The sequence below is a fragment of the Bremerella sp. P1 genome (assembly GCF_028748185.1).
Lineage (GTDB): Bacteria > Planctomycetota > Planctomycetia > Pirellulales > Pirellulaceae > Bremerella.
On record NZ_CP118164.1, the window covers coordinates 6,537,887 to 6,554,630 of the forward strand.

At 53.6% G+C, this 16,744-nt stretch carries 9 protein-coding genes and 1 tRNA gene; 5 read left to right on the plus strand and 5 right to left on the minus strand.

Annotated features, from left to right (window positions below; translation table 11 throughout):
* Positions 1-89: 89 nt before the first annotated feature.
* Complete coding sequence (locus PSR63_RS26410) at positions 90-2,678, minus strand: discoidin domain-containing protein (protein ID WP_274329084.1); 2,589 nt, start codon at positions 2,676-2,678, stop codon at positions 90-92.
* 294 nt (positions 2,679-2,972) lie between these two features.
* On the opposite strand from PSR63_RS26410, the gene PSR63_RS26415 reads away from it, so the two are divergent.
* Positions 2,973-3,671: a family 16 glycoside hydrolase gene (locus tag PSR63_RS26415; protein ID WP_274329086.1), complete on the plus strand. Its 699-nt coding sequence runs from the start codon at positions 2,973-2,975 to the stop codon at positions 3,669-3,671.
* Between the two features lie 60 nt (positions 3,672-3,731).
* Here the strand turns inward: PSR63_RS26415 and PSR63_RS26420 are convergent, their stop codons facing one another.
* Positions 3,732-5,132, minus strand: a complete 1,401-nt coding sequence (locus tag PSR63_RS26420) for a neutral/alkaline non-lysosomal ceramidase N-terminal domain-containing protein (RefSeq protein WP_274329087.1) — start codon at positions 5,130-5,132, stop codon at positions 3,732-3,734.
* A gap of 363 nt (positions 5,133-5,495) precedes the next feature.
* On the opposite strand from PSR63_RS26420, the gene PSR63_RS26425 reads away from it, so the two are divergent.
* The 3 genes from PSR63_RS26425 (at position 5,496) to PSR63_RS26435 (ending at position 14,001) form a co-directional block, all read left to right on the plus strand.
* The gene (locus PSR63_RS26425; RefSeq protein WP_274329088.1) at positions 5,496-10,175 is read left to right on the plus strand and encodes a PVC-type heme-binding CxxCH protein; all 4,680 of its coding nucleotides are present in this window, start codon (positions 5,496-5,498) and stop codon (positions 10,173-10,175) included.
* Positions 10,176-10,404: 229 nt separating this feature from the next.
* Entirely contained in the window at positions 10,405-12,141 is a 1,737-nt protein-coding gene (locus PSR63_RS26430; RefSeq protein WP_274329090.1) for a DUF389 domain-containing protein, read from the plus strand.
* A gap of 228 nt (positions 12,142-12,369) precedes the next feature.
* Positions 12,370-14,001: a patatin-like phospholipase family protein gene (locus tag PSR63_RS26435; protein WP_274329092.1), complete on the plus strand. Its 1,632-nt coding sequence runs from the start codon at positions 12,370-12,372 to the stop codon at positions 13,999-14,001.
* Between the two features lie 193 nt (positions 14,002-14,194).
* Here the strand turns inward: PSR63_RS26435 and PSR63_RS26440 are convergent.
* Together PSR63_RS26440 and PSR63_RS26445 are read right to left on the minus strand one after the other, a co-directional pair.
* A tRNA-Arg gene (locus tag PSR63_RS26440) sits at positions 14,195-14,268 on the minus strand.
* Between the two features lie 176 nt (positions 14,269-14,444).
* Positions 14,445-15,023 (minus strand): methylated-DNA--[protein]-cysteine S-methyltransferase, encoded by a 579-nt coding sequence (locus PSR63_RS26445; protein WP_274329094.1) that lies wholly within the window; start codon positions 15,021-15,023, stop codon positions 14,445-14,447.
* Positions 15,024-15,152: 129 nt separating this feature from the next.
* Between PSR63_RS26445 and PSR63_RS26450 the strand changes: the two genes are divergently transcribed.
* Positions 15,153-15,896 (plus strand): hypothetical protein, encoded by a 744-nt coding sequence (locus tag PSR63_RS26450; protein ID WP_274329096.1) that lies wholly within the window; start codon positions 15,153-15,155, stop codon positions 15,894-15,896.
* Positions 15,897-15,957: 61 nt separating this feature from the next.
* On the opposite strand, the gene rnc is transcribed toward PSR63_RS26450, so the two are convergent.
* Positions 15,958-16,701: a ribonuclease III gene (gene rnc, locus PSR63_RS26455; protein WP_274329098.1), complete on the minus strand. Its 744-nt coding sequence runs from the start codon at positions 16,699-16,701 to the stop codon at positions 15,958-15,960.
* Positions 16,702-16,744 lie beyond the last annotated feature (43 nt).

Consider the following 16,744-nt stretch of genomic DNA (forward strand, 5'->3'; position numbering starts at 1 on the left):
GCGTCTACGCATCGGATGAGGTCTTCCAGCTTCGGCTCCTAGTTTACATCGCTACAATCACGCAAGGGTCGCCCTATGGAAGCTTATCTTTAGTCCGCATAGGCCTCGAACTCCGCGATCAGTACCGGCGATGCGCATGCTTCATCAATGATCAATCCGACTTGGGAAGTTGTTACAGGTTCCGGCAGCAGAAACTGGTACTCGATCATGGAAAGAGCTTCTACACCTACGTCGCGATTTGACGTATACACTTCCAAAGGCTGACCATTGACATATACCATGCCGGCTACGCTGCGAAAGGCGGTTGTCTCACCTCCCTGATTCAGTTGCCCCAGGTTGCGATACAATCGAGCATGGACGTAAGTTGCCTTCTCGCTAGTATCTCCCGTTGTAATGCGGAATCCGTAAAGTCGGTCCTTGGGATGTCGAATAACTATGCGACGAATTGTTACTTCGCCCTCAAGCTCTGCGTTGAGCTTTCGACCCGCTGTCCATGATGTCGTATCATCACCGTCCAACGCAGCATCGGGGTTGCCACCACCCTCGGTTGATTCAGAACTCGCGTTCAATAGCAAGTTCGGACCTTTAGGTGGATAAAGCGCCGGAAAGGTGCGACTCGTTTCTCGCCTGCGTACCACCGGTACTCGTGACTTCAGGTATAAAGGGAATTCCGTAACCGGCGACGTTTCTTGTCGTCTCAAGTTTGCGGTGACGACGTTCCACTTCCCTCGCTCGCCCCGCCACCGCCACGTTTCCATACAAGTCGTATCCGTGCCGAAGTTCCACTGAGCCGTAGCGGTGGTCTCGGCATTCGCTGGGGTCCACGGCACATAGGCCAAGTGCTTGTATTCACCATCAAGCTCGCTGACATGACCGTTGCGGCCGAAATTCCAGTAACGAAGTTTCTCAGACGACTCGTCATGCATCGCAATAGAGTACTGGCGTTGTGCCGACTCCGAGGACATCCGCTCTGTCTCTAAGAACTTGCCCCCTAGCACCCATGTGGAGGATTCATCGTAGTCGTACCACTTTGCCTCTGACTGAACGAATTCCCGGCGTTTCCAATGACCTGCATGTTTCACCAGAAATTTCATACCGTTGGTCAGTCGTTGTGGCTCGTCATTCGCTCCCCATTGGGATTGAACATCAATATCGTTCTTGCGATCGAGCTTCATGTGGAAAGTAATCTTCCGTTCGCCCCCGAGAATCTCCAACTCCGATTCGATGTGACCGCCGGTACCGCATTTTACAACGACTCGCTGCTTCTGATCCGAAACGTCTGAATAGAGATCGAACTGCTGTTTGCCGTCGTCCCATGACCCTTCAAACCTCATTGCCGCTCCACGACTGGAAAACCGCCACATACGATAGCGATCAAGTGTCGCATCGTACGTCCAGTACATAACTGCCTTGACAACGAGCGAATCCTCCATCGCCGGAGAACTCTGGGTTTCGATAACTCGCAGAAAGTGTCCATCGGTGACCATCTCGGCATCGCGTTTCACAACACGACGCGACTCGTCTATCCCAATGATTTCACCATGCCAACGACCGACCATACGCTCGAGTTCACCTCGATCAATTGGAGGTGGGACAACTCGCCGAAAGATCGAATACCCTCCCAAGCTACCGGCCACTCCGACTATCAACACAATGGTGACGATTGCTATATTTCGGCGCCGCAGATTCGGCAGCATCGAAGATGTGGGTCGCAATATCGCAGGTTTCCTGCGTTCGTTCGACCTATCTTCAGACCGTTTCGGTGCATCGCCCCTTTTCTGATCCTTCCCCGGAAAGACGAACTCTCGCAACGTCACTGCAGCGTTGCCATTCGAGTTGTCGCACATTACGTGGAGGCGAGACTTGGCCTTGTCCCGAATGCAAAGATTGATCGACCGATATCTGACGGTTCGATAGCGTCCTGTCCCTCGGCCCTTACTATCTTTGATTTCAACATGATCTTCGCGATGCTCTGATTCCACCCGCTCGAACATCGACAATGGCAATTCGTACTTCCGAAACCAATTCCAAATGCGAACACTACTCTTCCGACGATCAAAGTCGAAACGCCATGCAGACAGCAGCGGGAGCAGCCCCACCGAACCGAATGCGATGCCACCAATGGCGAACACGACCCCCATGGTCCAGGCCGGTGCAACCTCACTTCCATGTCGGTTGCGTATCATGTAGGTGGCATCAAACAAAGCGGCAATCGCCACCACCATGAAACCGATACCAGCTAATACAGCCAGCAGAAGAAAGCTACTGAAAACACCACTAAGTCGGACATGCAGAAAGCCAGGATTGGACTGAAGCAGTACACGATTGCGGCCGCTTCCCAGCGACCGCCCACCAAAGACAAAGCCTTCGTCTACCTGCTGTTCCAGTTGCTTAAAACGAACGAGGTTGATGCCCATACCCAACCCAGACACGAACGTCATCGCGAAACAGAGTCCGAACCAGGGAAGCGCGTCACCGACGACCGCGTTCAGCAACACCGGCAAGAAAAGCAGCCCGAAGCCAAACAGGAACATTCCGCCGCCAAAGACAAACATGAGCTTTTCCGCCTGCTTCATCCGCCACTTCATTCGCTTACGGAGGTCGCGCAGACTACTATCCCAATCCGGCGGCAATTCGTCAGCGTGTGATTTGTCAGAAGAGCGTGGAGGCCTGCTCATGGCGAATGGTCTCCAATTAGGTATCCCCACATGTTACATAGACTTACTCATTCAGGCGGCTGGGGAATCGATCAACTATGAAGATAACAGAGGAGACGCGATCTTACATCTGAGATTACCCCGAGCTTTGTTAGAAAAGCACAAACACGGGGCTCTTACTCTCGTCGTCATTTGTTAACCCGACCATCTGCGGAAATGGAACCGGAACTATTGAGCCGGACCTCGGGACGGAGTACGTTGATCGAAAGAAGTTTTGCCCATTTCATGTCCCCAATTTGATTCTGGATGGCCATCATGTTTCGATCGATCGCGTTTTCTATTGGGTTGAGTACCGTTTTGCTGGCGTTTACAGCAATGGCAGAGGACGCGGATTCTTCAGCCAGTCCGCTCGATACTCTCATGTGCGAGCGTGGCAAGCTTCTGCTGAGCGACTCCTTTGAAACTGGGCCCAGCAAGGCTTGGCGAATCGCCAAGGGAAAATGGGAAAGCGTCGACGGCGCGACGCAGGGAGCGGAGCTTAAGGAAGACAATCATGGTGCGGTCATTCGCGTGAATCGACCCGTTCGCAATTGCGTGATTCAGTATTCCTTCAAACTGGATGGCACCAAGGGAACGACATTGAGCATCAACGACGCCAAGGGGCACAACTCGCGAGTCATTATCAATGAAAGAGGTTTTTCTGCTCGCAAGGACGATCACGACCACGCCGGACCAGACAAAGCCAAACTACTTCAGACCGTCAAAACGAAGATTACGCCCGGCCAATGGCACACCTTGGTCGTCGAGTCCAACGGGCCTGAGTTCCTGGCTCGTCTGGATGGGAAACAGGTTGCCTATGGTTCCCACGAAGCGATCGACGTCGACAAAACCAACTTCGGCCTGACGGTTGGCGGCCAGTCCGCGTCCTTCAAGAATTTGAGCCTCTGGGAAGCGAAGCCCAAGAGCGACTGGTCGGCCACAAAAGCAAAGATGATCTCCCAGTCGACCAAGTAGGTTGCCCGGGAAGTCGCCTAGATCACGGCAACGGCTGGCTAGTGTCTTTCGCGCCGTTGACTACGTCAGGCTGGCCAGCATCGTTTTTGCCGCTTTCGTCAATTGGCGACCCGTGGTGGGCAGAAAGTAGGGGCGATCAAGGATCTTGGGACCCACGATCGCTGCGTAGTCATGCTGTTTGTACGCGTTAGGATCGGTCACGTAGCCGACTTCATCGTCCGAGTAGCCTACGACAAACGTATGCTCAAACGGCGATGTCTTGCGAATTTCGATCCCGTAATAGCTATAAAGTTCGGTCGGCTGAAATAGCATGCCGATTGGGCCAAGGGAAATAGCGGACATCGGTGCGGCGAGCCCCTTGGGTTCGGTGCTCCAATCTTTTGCGGCGTGGTACCAATCAGCGGCGAACGTTGGATCAACCCAAATTCCACTGCTGCAAGCATCCGGTTTGGTGCGGTATGCCTCGACATCTTGAGCGACTCGCTGGTGATCATACGGTAGGAGGACCTCGCCGCTGACCGGCCGAATTTCTCGGACAGGGACAGAGACCGCCGAGCTGAGCGAGTCTTTGAAGGCAGCATAAACGGCGTTCGCCGACTGATCGGGGGCACCAATCCATCGTTTGCCATCGCCAGGGTTCACGTCACCAGCATGCCCTTGCCAGAAGCCCGGCTCAACTCCTTCGGAATCCTTCACCATGTTCACGACCATGCCTACCCAGTCTGGCCCGGAAAGGGTGTCGGTGTAGCAGACTGGATGCGAAGAAAAGTGGTACCAGACGATATCTGGCTTTCCGCCTGTCCGCTGAAAACGTAGAGTTTGCAAGAGCGTGTCGACCCAACGCTCGTCGTCCGTTGCATTCTGATCGAACTCAAGATCGGTCCGATAATTTGGTGTGGTTCGATTGAAGTTCGCCCCTTTAGCTTGAGCCTTTCCTAGATACAGCTCCGCCGGAGCGAGATCGGCGTGGGCTAATTCAATCGAACGTACGACCGCATCGATCGTCTTGGCCATGTAAGCTTCTGGGATCTTACCCCACTGCCGCAGATGAATGAATGACGGAGTCGAGTGCGTGTGCGTCGCCGTGATGTGGACATTATTCGCAGGTATGCCGAGTTGGCGCTGTACGCGAGCTTGTACCTTTCGGGTGAAATCCGAGGAGACGGCCAGAGCGTCGAGCGAAACGAGAGCGACTTCGACCTCGCCACAGCGCAATGCGATCGCCCGAGACGCGGTCGACTGACGAACGCCTGTTGCAACACGTGGGTTATCCGGCGGTCGATGGAAGCCTCCCAATTCAACGCCATTAGGAACGGTAGTATCGACGATACCTTGTCCAGCCTTGAATTCCGGCGAAGTAGATGAAGCGAACAACGGAGCAGTACTTGCAGCAATTCCCCAAGCAACGCTACTGCCGAGCGTAGCGCCGAGAAACGAGCGACGGTCAATTGGGCGGTTCATGAGCGTTTCTGCAGGGAGGAGGAGAGTTGGCAGGCAAGATTATCTATTAGCAATTGTGGCGCAACATGGAAGCATTTTAAAGAATTCCGCGTCATTCCCTTCGCGTATTTCCCCATAAGGTCAATTGTCGATTCTAGGCATATGAGGGGGGAGGCGTTGAATCCGACCTTCCCAGAATTTTCCGATGGACAAGCCAACGGCGTCTCCTTTTAATTGAAACTGGGAACGACGAATGGACCATCGCTGTACGCGAAAGTTCGCCTCCCCACTCCAAGCGTGGTCAGGCTGAAGCGACTTTCATATGTCGTCATATGTCTAGACGGCGCTTCCCGCCAAATGACTCCACTCAAAAGACCTTCCGCCATGTTGCGATTTCATTTATTCGCTGCGTTCTTTCTATTCTTGGCTTGTGGCCAGTCCATTGCCGGTGACGCGAATCGCCTAACCTACCTCGACGAATTCTGCGATCCCTACTATGTCGGCCGCGACTTTCCCAAGTTGACGACCCCGCAATGGATCGGGGAAGAGGGCGTAGAAGGGGTGGTCGTCCTGGCGATCGACGATTTGCGCGACACGGCGAAGTATGAAGCGTATCTGCGACCGATCTTCGAACGTCTGAAGGAGATCGAGGGCACCGCCAGTGTCAGCATCATGACGAACTCGGTCGATGTGGACGATCCGCTGTTGCAAAAGTGGTTGGCCGAAGGCGTAGCGCTCGATGCTCATACGGCGACACACCCTTGCCCATGTCTTCAGAAAGGGGACTTTGAAGCAGGAAAGAGCTCCTACGAAGATTGCGTCGACATGCTGTTTTCCATTCCGAATAATCGACCGGTCGCGTTTCGTTTTCCCTGCATGGACTCAAAGAACACCCCTAGTCCACGGATGATCGCCGAAGTTCTGGCCAACGTCACCGCCGACGGCAACTTTCTCCAGATCGACTCGTCGGTCGTGATCGCACATACAGCGGATGATCCGGAGCTTCCACGAGACCTAGTTACCGATGCCGACGGCCAGGGACGTTTTACCAAGTACATTCCCTTTCCCTCGTTTGTAAACAAGGTTGAAAACTACCCCTATCCCTACGTGATCGGCCGCAAGATTTGGGAATTTCCGTGCACCATTCCTGACGATTGGCAAGGGTTCCATCTGCAGCAACCTGGCAATCCCAAGACCGTGGAAGATTGGAAAGCATCGATGGACGCCGCCGTCTTAAAGCAAGGAACGGCTTCGTTCGTCTTTCATCCGCATGGCTGGATTCGTGCGGAGCAAATGGTGGAAATCGTAAACCATGCCGTTGACCGGCATGGTGATCGGGTCGCATTCCTGCAGTTCTCGCAGTGCCTGGATCGAGTGAATGAGCACCTATTGGCTGGGCAGCCATTGCGAGATGCAAAGGGAGAAGACAACGGCGTTCGACTGCTCGATTTGAATGACGATGGCTACATGGACGTCGTGATTGGCAATGACCAGTTGCAAATGACTCGAATTTGGCGGCCAGTCGAACGAAGTTGGTTGGAAGTTGAGTTTCCCGCAAAGCTGGTAACGACCGCTGAAGATGGCTCGCCACGAAAGGAACGGGTCCGGTTTGGTATTCAGAACGGCGAGGTCATCGCCTTAGCGTCCGATGAGTCAATTCGTTCGGCCTGGCGTTTCCGCAAAAATGCCTGGACAGAAGATCCGGAATTGTTGCATGGCTTGGAGCTTGATGGAAAGCCAGTACAAATTGCCGCGGGGGGAATTGATCAAGGCGTACGACTTCGCGATCTCAACAATGACGGGAACTGCGAATTGATCGTCGGAGCGGCCAATAAGCAGGCAATTTTCCAGTGGAATCGTCAAGAGCGAGTCTGGAAGCATCTTCCGTTCGTGTTGCCTGAGGATACGGAGATTACTTTTAGCGCCGGACTAGACGCCGGGCTGCGATTCGTGGATGTGGATGAAGATGGCTTCGACGATGTCGTCTTCTCTGACGAGATTCGTTATTCGCTGAGTCTGTTCCAGTCCATGGAAAAGGGATGGTCACGCCAGGTCTCATCGGGCTTGCGCAATGATGCTGGGGCGATCCCCATGATCTCGCGTCTGGGGAAGAACAACGGAGCCTGGTTTGCCGACAATTCCATTTGGGTTCAGAACGAGGACACTTCGCGTCTACCTGACGGAGTCGAACGGATGTCGTTCGTGGACATGCTTCGCCCTATCGAGACCCAGCCGAAGTCACCCACTGCTTCGCACAACACAATTCGCGTGCAGCCTGGATTTCGGATTGACCAGGTCGCCACCGAACCGCTGGTAATGGATCCGGTTTCGTTCGATTGGGGACCGGACGGAAAGTTCTGGGTTGTGGAAATGGCCGACTACCCTCTGGGCATTGATGGTAAGCCGGGAGGTCGCGTCCGATACCTGCAAGACACTAATGGCGACGGAACCTATGACGAGTCGGTACTATTTTTGGAAGGTTTGAATTTCCCGACCGGTGTGATTGCTTGGGGCAAGGGCATTATCGTGTCGGCGGCGCCTGAAATCTTCTATGCGGAAGATACAGACGGAGATGGCACCGCGGACAAACGCGAGACGCTGTATGTCGGCTTTCATGAAGGCAATCAACAGCACCGCGTCAACGGCTTTTGGCGTGGCCTCGATAACTGGATCTACGTCGCCAATGGCGATAGCGGGGGAACCGTCCGTGCAGTGAAAACGGGAAAGACACTCAACATCAGCGGCCGCGATCTTCGGATTCGCCCCGATACCGGGGAGATGGAGGCGGTGACCGGGCAAAGCCAATATGGCCGCGCACGGGACGATTGGGGAAACTGGTTTGGGTGCAACAACTCACACGCAGTCTACCACTTTGTCACCGATGACCATTACTATCTGCGGAATCCAAGCGTTGCCGTACTGAGACCGATTCAGCGTATCGCCTCGGTCGACAATACGCCGATCTATCCCCGAAGCCGCGTTCTGAGTCATTGGTCTGGATATCTTCCGCCCGCTCCCGGAGAGCCAAGTCGCTTTACCTCCGCCAATGGAATCTGCATCTATCGTGACGAACGGTTTGGCCCAAGCTTCGACGCCACCGCGCTGGTTAGCGAACCGGTTCATAACCTGATTCACCGACATCAACTGATTCCGCAGGGAGTCACCTTCGCCGGTCGCCGTGCACCGGGCGAGGAGCGCAGCGAATTCGTCGCCTCTTCGGACTCGTGGTTTCGTCCGGCGGCAATTCGCACAGGTCCCAATGGCGCAATCTGGTTTGCAGATATGTATCGTTTGGTCCTGGAACATCCCAAGTGGATCGATGATGAGGAAGAAAAGCGACTCGATTTGCGAGCAGGCCATGACAAGGGTCGCATCTATCGCATCTTGCCAATCACGGAGTCAGCGTCAGCACTTCCTCGCTTCGATAAGTTGTCCAATATGGAATTGACCGAGCAGTTGGCAAGCCCCAATGGATGGCGTCGTGACATGGCGCAGCACCTATTGATTGAACGCAACGCCAGAGATGTCATTCCGGCACTGGCCAATTTGGCACAAACGTCCGAGAGTCCATTCGGACGCCTGCATGCCCTGTGCACGTTGGATGGTTTGAACGCGCTCTCAAGCGATGTTGTCGCCTCGGTACTTGCCGATCCTCATGCAGGCGTACGACGTCATGCAATTCGACTGGCTGAATCGAAGCTTGACACCGATGCCTCACTCTATGAGCCGTTGGCGGCGCTACTCGACGACCCAGACCCGTTGGTAGCTCTTCAACTCGCCTATTCACTTGGCCAATGGCACAGTTCAGCTTCAGGACAGTTGCTGGGCCAATTGACGATAGCATATCACAATGAGCCGCAGATCGTCTCGGCCGCGCTAACTTCGATGAACTCGGATAACTTCCTCTCCGCCTACTCCATAATTCTTTCTTCCAGCGAGTCCACTGAGCTGTCGCCGGAAACACTGGTCGAAGTGTTACGCGTCGGCGCGGCATTCAAGCGGCCGGAAATCGTGGAAACGATGGCAGCATCTCTGATGCAGGAGGACGCTTCGGCGGTGCCTGTGTGGAAAAGAACAGCACTCGCACAGTTGCTCGGGGCTTTGCGAAAGAACGGAGTCGCCTGGGAAGACTCGCTCAGTGCCGATACTCTCGCCAAGGTGTCGGCTCTCTTGGATGCAGCGCACGATCGACTGAAGGGCTTGGAATCGAACGACGAAGATCTTAGAAGCGATATCAACCTGGTCCTGCAGGCAGCAGGGAATTCCAAAGACGAGATCCTGTTGGTCACATCGCTGCTTGAACCGCGGAATCGATCAAGCCTACAGATTGCAGCAATCCAGGAGTTAGCAAAGGTCAATTCGGAACTTGTTGCTCAAGAATTGATTGCAGGCTGGTCAGGTTATACACCAGCGGTTCGAGCTGAATTGTTAGAGGCCGTATTGGCCCGCACCTCTTGGTGCAGAATGCTACTCGCGGAAATAGAGAAGGGAAGAATTCATGCCTCCGATCTTGGCTCGACCGCACGAAAACGCTTGACGGAGCATCCCAATAAGGACATCGCCGCGCTTGCCAATACCCATCTCGCACACGGTTCGACGGCATCCCGAAACGAGGTTGTGCAGCGTTATCAATCCGCGTGGCTAAAGAACAAAGGTGACGTCCACAAGGGACGCGAGCTATTTGCAAAACATTGCAGCGTCTGTCATCGCCTGGAAGGAAACGGCTTTCTCGTGGGGCCTGATCTGGCTGGCCTGACGAACAAATCTCCCGAAGCGCTGGGGGTAGCGATCCTTGATCCGAATCGTGCTGTGGAAGACAAGTTTCTCGAGTACGCGGCCATGACGGACGATGGTCGTACTTTCATAGGAATGCTTGCATCAGAAAGTGGTACGAGCGTCACGTTACGCGGCCAAGGCGGCAAAGAGGAGACGGTATTGCGCGAGGAAATTGAACAACTACGCAGTACCAGCCGATCGCTCATGCCGGAAGGATTCGAGAAGGTAATGGACCCGCAAGCACTGGCCGATTTGATCCGATACGTCGCAGAGGCCAAAGCGGAATAGTTCGACATTCTCCCCTCAAGTCCGCACTTACCGGGCACGACCTGATTTTCTAAATGGGTGCCGCCAATGGACTGGGTGCTAGACATTTCACTTTGACGCACCGTCATTCACTGGGTACTTACTGGACAAAAACTTTAGGAGTACTCAGGGGAGTGATGTATTATTGGGTTAGGGATGAAACTCGCTGCCTCGGACGGAATCTTGCTTTTCTCTGTCTTGGGTGTGTTCGATGTTTCGTTTTCCAAAAGTCAGTGCAGAACGAACTCGTGAAATTGTCCGCGAGGTTTCCCACGGCTCAAAGGCTCGTGGACGATTCTTTGTATTGCTAATCACCGCATCGATGATTGCATCGTTTGGGTTGATTGCCAACAGTACAGCTGTCATTATTGGTGCGATGCTGGTGTCACCACTGATGACACCTATTTTCGGGGCAGCATTGGGAATCTTACGGGGCAATCCACGCTTGTTGGGCTGGTCGCTCTGGAGTGAAGCAATCGGAATCACTCTGGCAGTGGGGGCCGCATATCTGGTCGGGATTCCACAGCTTTCCTTCGGTGATGCCACACCGGAAATGCTCGCACGCACCCAACCAAACCTGCTTGACCTGCTTGTCGCTGTGTTTGCTGGCTTCGCCGGTGCCTATGCGATGCTCGACGAGCGTGTGAGCCCGGCGCTTCCTGGTGTCGCTATTGCGACTGCGATCGTTCCGCCACTTGCGACTTGCGGACTTTGCCTGTCGTTAGGGGCATGGTCAGGCGCCGGTGGAGCGATGCTTCTCTTTCTCGCGAATTTCGTGTCGATTCTTTTAGTGGCATTGGCAGTGTTTTGGGCTGGCGGATTGGCCCGCAAAGGCATGTACTCCCGGAGACGAGTGTTCGGCCATATTGGATTGACGACGACTGCGTTTGTAGTCGTTGTTGTGATTTTGACGAACTCTTTGCTGCGAATCACAAAGGACAGAGCTCTTGAGAGCGGGATTCATAAGACCCTCGAAGAAGAATTAGCGCTAAAGCATGGAACAGACCTAGAGGAACTCATGCATTGCCGTACGTCGAAAGGTGTACAAGTATTGGCGACAGTACGGTCGCACAGCACGATCTCTCCTAGATGGGTTACAGCGATCGAAGACCGTCTTGAGTCTGCGCTTGGCGAACCAGTTGACTTAGTCGTTCGGACAATTCGATCTCGCGATGTATGCGCCCTCGGTGCGTCGCTTCAGGTGGTCCACCCTAACCTTGATGGAGATTTCCTGGTTGAGATGTCTGACGACTTTGAAGCCCGTGAATCACTAGCCTCTCAGGTCGTGCGCGAGTTCTTTGAGGATGAACCAGGGTTTGAACTAACCCGAATTGAGTACGGAATCTCCAATAACCATGAAGGCGTGATCGTTGCCTACGCCAATTCCATTCGTCGTCTATCCAAACAAGAGTTCGGTGCCTTGGAGTCTGTTCTGCAAGAGAGATTTAATGACCCGGCTCTGCACTTGTTTGTAAGCATGAATGTGGCGAGCCTGCAGGGTCGAGATGGCCCTCAGCTAGTCGAATGGAGCAATGTTCAATCAGCGGCGCCCGAGAGGGCGGGGGAACTACCCGGCATCAGAGAGGCGATTCGCATCGCAGTCAAGCATGAGACAAACAACGAGCCCATTCGCATGCACTTCAATTGGACAGGTGATCACTGGAGAGCTTTGGTCGAGGTATTTGGCGGTGAGGGATTGTCACCATCCGCAGTCGCCAAGATACGAAGCGAATTGCCTGAACAGCTTGCTCAGCGTGTAGAACTGCTAATCTGGCGCAAAAGTGATTTCGTTGTGACTGAAGAGGGTTATTCGGACTACGACACACTCGTGGATTCGGACCTATTGCAACGTAGCGAGCAACTCCGTGGGCTATTTCAGGTATCGACATTGCCGTCAACAACCACCTCGCACAAAGATGCTGCAGATTCCTTGTTATTGGATGAGTAAATAATGAACGACAAGCCCACATCCAATGGCGACGATACTTTGAAATACATGAGGTCGCACTCGTACTTTCATGGTCTAAGTGATGAACTCCTTGAGAGAATCTCTGGGTGTATTTCTGTCAAGCGATTCGCGACAGGGGATATAATCTATCGTGCAAATCAAAGAATTGCAGAAGTCGGATTCATCGTCGGAGGTCGGCTCAAAGGTGTGATCAACGATTAGGGCGGCGTGGAGCGATTGTTTCGTTTTGCAGAACGAGGCGAGTCTATCGGCCTGATCTGGGCAGCGATGTCGGAACCCTTACCGATGTCGGCCGTGGCAGTCGAGCCTTCGACCGTTCTCATGCTGGACTATGAAAAAGCCTTGGAGTTAACAGCACAATCTCCCGAACTACGTTCGCACTGGAATCAAAAATTAGCTGGCTCAATCCGATCACACTTGATCGGTGATTCAAAGATTTCAGACACGTCAATCGTCGTTGTTTTCCATCAATCGGAACAGACTCGCCCGTTAACCAAGCGGCTCATCAACAGGCTATCGAAGGCAGGTGAGACGCTTGGCATATTTAGTGACAACGAGGTCCACAACTACGACGATTGCACGAAGGTACGCAGTCTATACAACAATGAGCGTTTGATATCCGAAGGAGAAATCCACGAGCAGATTGGAGGTTGGGGAAATCCAGCTCGAATCATCGTCGATTTGAAGGCTACCATTGACGACGACGTTGCATCCCGTCTTATTGGCCTCAGCCAGCACATCTTGTGGGTGGCTGATGAGAGTAATTGGCAAGAAGCGATACAGCGTTTGAGGGAACTCGAGGCCGATTCACCGGCTGTACGCGACAAAGTTGCCTTCATTTGGAATCTACGTAGCGGCCCTACGGCTCCATTTGCACCGGAGATTGCGTCTGTTGCCCAAAGAGATATAAAGACCCCAGCGGACGACTCTAGCTCCGCGACAAACACGCTTGATCCGGGAGTCGAGGGGGTAATTCACCATCTTCGCGGGATCAGTGTTGGGTTGGCGCTCGGCGGTGGTGCGGCTTTGGGCATGGCCCATCTAGGAGTTTTGCGTGCACTTGAACAGGCAGGTGTCGTCGTCGATCGAATTGCAGGCACGAGTGCCGGAGCAATGGTCGGACTGCTTTGTGCGGCAGGTCATAGTCCAGACTACCTTGTCGATCGATTTACCGAAGACTTGCAACCAGGTTGGTTATTTCGAATGCTGCCAAGGGGCGGTTACTGGTATCTGACTTACAAGTATCGACGTGGGAAGTTTGATCCAATGCTGCGCAAATACTTAAATGATTTGTGCATCGAGCAGCTGCCGGTTCCAGCCTCTGCAGTGACTGTTGACCTGGTCAGTGGCGATGTAATTGTCCGCAATGTCGGCGACGCTGTACACGGCATACTGGATAGCATCAATCTGCCCCTGTTGTCCAAGCCGATCCTTCGAGACGGTCAGGCACTGATTGATGGAGGCTGCGTGAACAATGTTCCTGCGGATGTGTTGGTGTCTCAGGGGTGTAACCTCGTCATTGCCGTTGATGTTCTTGCAAAAATCGACAAGGAATTCGCTGGCCTCCGACCAGATACACCGGTGAGCCAGGGTAAGCCGCCGAATTCAGTACAGACTTTACTGCGTGCTTATGCAGTACAGAGTTACAACATGAATTCGGTAGGCTCGCTCCCAGCTGATGTGCGAATCGAACCTGATACGAGTGGATTCAGCATGTCTGAGTTTACCAGTGCGTCGGAACTTGCATCGATCGGCGAACAAGCTACTCGCGAAAAGCTCTCAACAATTCAAGCCCTTCTCAAACGCCTGGGAAGTACGCCTCATCTTGATCCGGTTTAGTCTCGCCGGCACTTTGATCAAGTCCGACGCAATTCGGCAGTCTACGAATCTCGTCCTGAAAACTTGCGTTCATACTGTTCACAAACGAGCGCCGAAACAGCCCAGAACAGAGGATCTGGTGAGACGACTTCGCGTAACAGATAGCGCATAAAAAACGCCGCGAATCAAACTGATTCGCGGCGTTTTCGCTCAGCGTGGGTGGAAGGGCTCGAACCTTCAACCTTCGGTTTCGTAGACCGATGCTCTATCCAATTGAGCTACACCCACAAGTAATTGGTTTAAGTGAATTACCTTATCGGCTATTCTCTCTCACGCAAGACCCTGGATTATAGGGACGTGATTGGTTCCCGTAAAGACGCCACCAGGGAACTTAGGTTCAGGATCGTGAAAAAATGTCTGTTCAGGCCCTAAACTCCCACGACTTCTAAGTCGTTGCGGTCTTATTACTTCGGCATTTTCCGGAAATTACTTTTCTGCGGCATCTTAAAATCGGTGGGTCCGCCAGCTTCCAGGTCTAGCAGTCGCTTTTTCAGGCTGATTCCCTGCGGGCTGGTGAACCCGCCGATCTTGTTGCCGGCTGAAATGACGCGGTGACAGGGGATGATCACGGGGATGCGATTCTGCGACATAGCGGTTCCAACTGCTCGGGCTGCGCCAGAGCGACCAGCAAGCGTGGCAAGTTCCCCGTAGGTTACGACTTCGCCATAGGGAATACGCTGGCAGGCCTCCCAAATCCGCTGCTGAAAAGGGGTACCATGCGACAGGTCTGTGGGAACATCCGCAAAATCGATACGGATGCCAGCAGCATAGTCGACGACGTCTTGGATCAAGTCCCGCTGGGCTTCTGTCAGATCATCCGGAAGCCGAGATCGCTTTCGCTTATCGCGTTTGGCAACCCAGGCGAATCGGCTCAGTTTTTCGCCAATCCAGCTGATTTCCGCGGGGCCCAGAGACGTTTCCAGCTGAACCGTTCTCAGGGAAAGACTGTCTTCTTTAGAAGTTACGGCATATTGAATCGTCACGGGCGGTGTCCTTCACCTAGCGTGGCACCTTTGACACTTTTGTGACGGTCATTCTATACTTGCAAGTGGGTTGTGCCACTCCTGCCAGCCCCGTGGTTCGCCGCGCACAAACATCATAAGGAGGATTGGATGGTCGATATCCGCTCGCTGACTGACGATTTTTACATCAACATGAATCTCAATACGGAGATGGATTTACCTAGCGGGCGAGACACGGTTCTTCACTTTTTCGAGCAGGTCCGCAAACGTTATCCCAAGATGCGGAATTTCTACTCGCGCGATCGCAACGAGTTCGTTCTCGAAGAAGATAAAGATGGCGGCAGCTACCGCTGGACGTCCGTTGAACCCAAACGAATCCTATCAGGCTACGTCAATCCAAGCTCGTTTGACGACGCAGTCGAGCAGCACCGGTTTGTTCTCGACCAGATCCCATACGCGCTCTCGATTAGTCCGCTGGACTGCGAGTCGCTCAACGCGATGTATGGCTTCGACTTCACCTACAGCGGCAACCACAACCAGCTGGTCGCCGACGCCCTTGGGCTTCCGCCAGCGCTGGAAAGAATGGTGCAGGGGAGTGATAACCGAATCATCGGTTTCGAGCCAGCAATTCAGTGCAGTCTCGACGACGAATGTCGAACCCAATTCCGACTCAGCATCGAGACACGAACCTCCGCTTATCACGTCCGCACCGGCGAGTTCCCTGAGGAACAGCTAAGCGTTTACCTGACCGTTCGTCGTTTCGGCAGCTTGGACGAGAGCGAAACGTACGTCACCGCGTTCGAGCGTCTGCACGATCAAGCAGTCGGCCTGCTGGAACAGTATGTGATTGGTAACATCCTGGAACCACTCAAACAGGCGATCACCATTCGCTAAGCGATGGCGGAAAGATTTTCCAATCGGGAAAGATGTTAGGGCTCAGCGAACTCAAGCAGAGTTAGCTGGGCTCCATGTCTTCCGTGTAGGGAGGACTTTCCCCTTGTATCTCGTGAAGTGCATTCTTGGCCGCCCGCTGTTCGGCTTCCTTCTTGTTGGCACCCCACGCCGATGTGTATCGGCTGCCTTGGAGAACAACCGCCACATTGAAGAACTTGCTGTGATCGGGACCCTTTTCGGCCACTAGCTCGTATGTGGGCGTCGTGCCGTACTCGCGTTGGGCGAATTGTTGGAGCATCGACTTATAGTTGCTGCCCACTTCGCCGGCAGAAGCCTGGTCGATTTCGTCTTCGAGGACATTCGCCAGAAAGCCGTTTACCGCTTCATCGCCGCCATCCAGGTAGATCGCTGCGATGATTGCCTCGAACACGTCGGCTAGTAGCGACTTGGGGAGAGACTGCGTCGAGGCCATCCCTTTGCCCAAAATCAAAAACGGCTCGAGCCCCATTTGATCGCTCAAACGAGCACACGTGCTACGGCTGACAACAATCGACTTGATTCGAGTAAGATCCCCTTCCAGGTAGTTCGGAAACATCCGAAAAAGGGTTTCGCAGACGAACTTGCCGAGAATGGCGTCGCCGAGAAATTCGAGTCGCTCGTTACTACCCAGCCGATGGTTGGCTCCTGACGCGTGTGTCAGGGCAGACTGCAGAAGTTCACGATTCTTGAACGTGTACCCGAGCTTCAGTTCGCACTGGGAGAGTTGATCTTCACCGGTTGCCGGCGAGTCTTGACCTCGTAGCATATCGAACGGATCCATTTTGTAACGTTCGATATTTTCTTCGTTT

What these genes read in the sequence shown, in the direction of transcription:
- PSR63_RS26410 (WP_274329084.1), bottom strand. Translation starts at nt 2,678, where the DNA reads ATGAGCAGGCCTCCACGCTCTTCTGACAAATCACACGCTGACGAATTG.
- PSR63_RS26415 (WP_274329086.1), top strand. Translation starts at nt 2,973, where the DNA reads ATGTTTCGATCGATCGCGTTTTCTATTGGGTTGAGTACCGTTTTGCTG.
- PSR63_RS26420 (WP_274329087.1), bottom strand. Translation starts at nt 5,132, where the DNA reads ATGAACCGCCCAATTGACCGTCGCTCGTTTCTCGGCGCTACGCTCGGC.
- PSR63_RS26425 (WP_274329088.1), top strand. Translation starts at nt 5,496, where the DNA reads ATGTTGCGATTTCATTTATTCGCTGCGTTCTTTCTATTCTTGGCTTGT.
- PSR63_RS26430 (WP_274329090.1), top strand. Translation starts at nt 10,405, where the DNA reads ATGTTTCGTTTTCCAAAAGTCAGTGCAGAACGAACTCGTGAAATTGTC.
- PSR63_RS26450 (WP_274329096.1), top strand. Translation starts at nt 15,153, where the DNA reads ATGGTCGATATCCGCTCGCTGACTGACGATTTTTACATCAACATGAAT.
- rnc (WP_274329098.1), bottom strand. Translation starts at nt 16,701, where the DNA reads ATGCTACGAGGTCAAGACTCGCCGGCAACCGGTGAAGATCAACTCTCC.